The 4184-nt window shown below is 56.5% G+C and carries 3 protein-coding genes; 2 read left to right on the top strand and 1 reads right to left on the bottom strand.

The features are described from left to right. A partial coding sequence (locus ABYV26_RS21995) for an efflux RND transporter periplasmic adaptor subunit (RefSeq protein WP_372683503.1) occupies positions 1-661 on the top strand: 661 nt, incomplete at its 5' end. A 58-nt stretch (positions 662-719) separates the two neighbouring features. Further along, positions 720-3812 carry an efflux RND transporter permease subunit gene (locus ABYV26_RS21990; RefSeq protein WP_372683502.1) on the top strand — a complete coding sequence of 1031 codons (3093 nt, stop codon included), beginning with the start codon at positions 720-722 and terminating at the stop codon, positions 3810-3812. Between the two features lie 86 nt (positions 3813-3898). Here ABYV26_RS21990 and ABYV26_RS21985 read toward each other — a convergent pair. Continuing rightward, on the bottom strand, positions 3899-4184 hold a 286-nt coding region (locus ABYV26_RS21985), incomplete at its 5' end, for a DUF1318 domain-containing protein (RefSeq protein ID WP_372683501.1).

Raw genomic sequence — 4184 nt, 5'->3', positions numbered from 1 at the left:
CCGTTCGGCCATTTCGAAAAAAACTATTCGGGCGCCCTTTGCCGGCCGATTAGGTATTCGTTTGGTCAACCTGGGTCAGATCCTCAATGAGGGCGATGCCATCGTTTCGCTTCAGTCTTTAGATCCTATTTTTGTAAATTTTTCGATACCGCAGCAACAGCTCGCACAGATCCAACCGGGTCTCACCGTGAGGGTGACAACCGATGTACTTCCCGGCCGGGTGATTGAGGGCAAAATTACGGCGATCAATCCGGCAGTAGATGCCGCCACACGAAGCATCCGAGTTCAGGCGACAGCGGCGAATCCCCAGGAACAGCTCCGTCCCGGCATGTTCGTCAATGTTGCGGTGGTGTTGCCGGCCCAGGATAAAGTTCTCGCCATCCCTTCCACGGCCGTACTTTACGCCCCTTACAGCGATTCGGTGTTTGTCGTGGATGAGAAGAAAAGTGAAAAAAACAGCCCGCCGGGTAAGAGCGTGCGCCAGCAGTTTGTGAGGCTCGGAGAAAAGCGCGGCGATTTCATTGCCGTTTCTTCCGGATTGAAAGAAGGCGAAACCATCGTAAGCACCGGTGTTTTCAAACTGCGCAACGGTCAGGCCGTTGTCGTAGACAATACCCTTGCCCCTGAATTCAAACTCAGGCCCAAAATAAGCGACAATTGATCCGGCGTCATTGTGCCAAACTTTAATTGAGCGAACTCTGTCGGGGTTATCCCAAACCATGAAACTCACCGACCTCTTTATCCGCCGTCCCGTCCTCGCAATGGTGGTCAACCTCGTAATCATCATTGCCGGGTTACAGGCGATCCGATCGCTCAACGTCCGCCAGTATCCCCGCAGTGAAAACTCGGCGGTGACCGTTTCCACCGTCTATGTCGGTGCCAGCGCCGGCCTGGTGGCCGGATTCATCACCACACCGCTGGAGCGCGCCATTGCGGCGGCCGACGGCATTGATTACATCCAGTCGAAAAGCAGTCTGGGGGTTTCGACCATCACCGCGCGTCTGAAGCTCAACTACGATCCCATCAAGGCACTTTCGGAAATCAGTTCCAAAGTGGACCAGGTCCGCAATGACCTGCCCCCGGAAGCCGAAGTGCCCGTCATTAACGTCGAGTCAGCCGACACCCAATTCGCATCGGCCTATCTCAGTTTCACGTCCGATGTTTTAAAACAGAATGAGATCACAGATTATCTCGTCCGTATCGTCCAGCCGAGGCTTTCAGCCGTCGAAGGCGTGCAGCGCGCTGATATCCTCGGTGCCCGCACCTTTGCCATGCGCATCTGGCTCAAACCCGATCGCATGGCCGCGCTCAACATCAGCCCGGTGCAAGTGCGCCAGGCCCTGGCTGCCAACAACTACCTCGCCGCGGTCGGCCGCACCAAAGGTTCGCTCGTTCAAGTCAATCTGACCGCGAACACTGATCTCAGCTCCGTTGAGGAGTTCAAGCGTCTTGTGATACGCGAGCAGGCCGGCGCCACGGTTCGATTGGAGGATATCGGCGATGTCGTAATGGGCGCTGAGGATTATGATGCGGAGGTACACTTCTCAGGACAGACCGCTGTATTCATGGGCATCTGGCCTTTGCCAAACGCCAATTCGCTGGACGTGATCCGTCGTGTGCGGTCCGAGATGGCGGCCGTCCAGAAGGATCTGCCCAGCGGCATGCAGGCACGCGTCGCCTACGATGCCACCACTTACATCGAAAACGCCATTCACGAAGTGCTCAAAACCCTTAGCGAAACCCTGCTGATCGTTATCTTTATTATCTTCCTGTTTCTCGGCTCGCTCCGATCGGCGTTCATTCCGGTGGTGGCCATTCCTTTGTCTCTTATCGGTGCGGTGTTCCTGATACAGGTGTTCGGCTTTACCATCAACCTCCTCACACTGCTGGCCATTGTGCTGTCCGTGGGTCTTGTGGTCGATGATGCCATCGTGGTGGTGGAAAATGTCGAGCGGCACCTTGGTGAAGGTCGCTCCCCGCTCGACGCCGCCTTGCTCGGCGCCCGAGAACTCGTCGGTCCCATCATCGCCATGACGGTGACACTGGCGGCCGTCTATACGCCCATCGGGTTACAGGGCGGCCTTACCGGAACTCTTTTCCTCGAGTTTGCTATCACACTGTCGGGCGCGGTCATTATCTCCGGGATCGTTGCCCTCACACTATCGCCCATGATGTCGTCCAAGATGCTGAAACCCGGGATGGCGGAACGTGGATTTTCAGGCAAAATTGCCCGCGATTTCAAACGGTTTCGTGAGTTCTACGGCCGCCGGCTCGACGCTACCCTCAACTCCCGTCCGGCCGTATACATGGTGTGGATCGTTGTGAGCCTGCTGACCATACCCATGTTCACCATGTCCCCCAAGGAACTTGCACCCATCGAGGATCAAGGCGTCATTTTCGGTATCATCGAAGCGGCGGCCAATTCTTCCCTCGACCAGAACAGCCCGTATGCCGCGGCGGTCAACCGGGTTTTTCTCGGCGAGCCGGAGTCAAATTTCACCTTTCAGGTTACATATCCGACCTCGGGTTTTGGAGGCATGGTTTTGAAGCCGTGGGACGAGCGCAAGCGCACCGTCTTTCAAGTGCTGCCAGATGTCCAGCGAAAACTGCATGCCATCCCGGGAATCCGGGTGCTACCGGTGACGCCGCCGGCGCTCCCGGGTGGCGGCCAGTTCCCGGTGGAATTCATCCTCGCATCGACGGCTGAACCTGACCAGATCCTGGATTTTGCGCGAAAGATCCAGCTCAAAGCGATACAGAGCGGTTTGTTTGCCTTCCCGCCGATTATCGACGTCAAGATCGATCAGCCCCAGTCGGAAATCGTCATCAATCGCGATCTGGTGGCGGATCTGGGTCTCAACCTCCAGCAGGTCGGGGCTGATCTGGCATCGATGGTAGGCGGTGATTTTGTCAATCGATTCAGCATCGCCGGTCGCAGTTACAAGGTCATCCCGCAGATCAAACGCATGGACCGCCTCAACCCGGATCAGCTCGAAAACATTTACATTACCGGACCGACCGGGCAGCTCGTGCCGCTCAGCACCATCGCTGAGATTCGCGATTCCACCGTACCGCGCTCGCTGAATCGCTTTCAGCAACTCAATGCCGTTACGATCAGCGGCGTGAGCATCCGTCCGCTTGACCAGGCGCTGGGTTATCTTGAAAACGAAGCCGCCAAGATTCTGCCCCAGGGATATGTGCTCGATTATACGGGAGAGTCGCGCCAACTCCGAACCGAAGGTAATAAATTTCTTCCGGCATTCGGGCTTGCCGTGGTCCTCATCTTCCTTGTGCTTGCGGCTCAGTTCAACAGTTTCCGCGATCCTTTTGTTATTCTCGCCGGTTCGGTGCCGCTGGCCATGTTCGGCGCACTCATTTTTACCTTCCTGAAGATGCCGGACCCGAACATCCCATTCTGGACACGCGGCTGGACAACCACGCTCAATATATATTCCCAGGTGGGATTGGTAACCCTCGTCGGTTTGGTGTCAAAGAACGGCATACTCATTGTTGAGTTCGCCAACAAACTGCAGGTGCTTGGACGATCTAAACGAGAGGCCGTCCGCGAAGCGGCCATGACCCGCCTGCGCCCGATTCTCATGACCACCGGGGCCACCATCGCCGGCCACTTTCCGCTGACACTGGTCACCGGCGCAGGTGCCGCTGCCCGGAACTCCATCGGTCTGGTGCTCGTGGGCGGCATGGCCGTCGGCACGCTCTTTACGCTTTTCGTCATCCCGTCGATCTACATGCTGGTTGCCCGCGACCACTCCAAAGACCTTGTACGAGAAGCCGCCGTATCGAAGGATTAACCTGAACTGCAACAGCAAGCGCTATCCCCGCAGCTTGCTGCAGGGAGCTTCAATTTTTCGCGCGCCTGAATATCCTGCTTCGGAACCTACCTCACCGGCTTTTGCCACTCTTTGGCAAAGATCCCTGCAATCCGGTCGACCTGGCCCGGATCGATCTTCAAGGCCTTGGCCACCTCTGAATAGAGGGTTCTGCGGTCGCTGTTTTCGGCATCCACAAGGCCGTTGAGATCCCTTTTTTCCTTGAGGTTCAAATCGCCGGTGTTTGCCTGGGAGAGATAGCCGTCATCCCCTTCTTTCAGGGCGCCTTTCTGGTAGTAGGGTTTCAGCGCTTGAAAACGGGCTTTCATTTTTTCCTTCAACGCGCGAATGGTG

It is taken from the genome of Desulfosarcina sp. (assembly GCF_041551955.1).
In the GTDB taxonomy this organism is placed as follows: Bacteria; Desulfobacterota; Desulfobacteria; order Desulfobacterales; family Desulfosarcinaceae; genus Desulfosarcina.
Note: the sequence above shows the minus strand (reverse complement) of the source record. Positions and strands in the feature narration are given on the sequence as shown.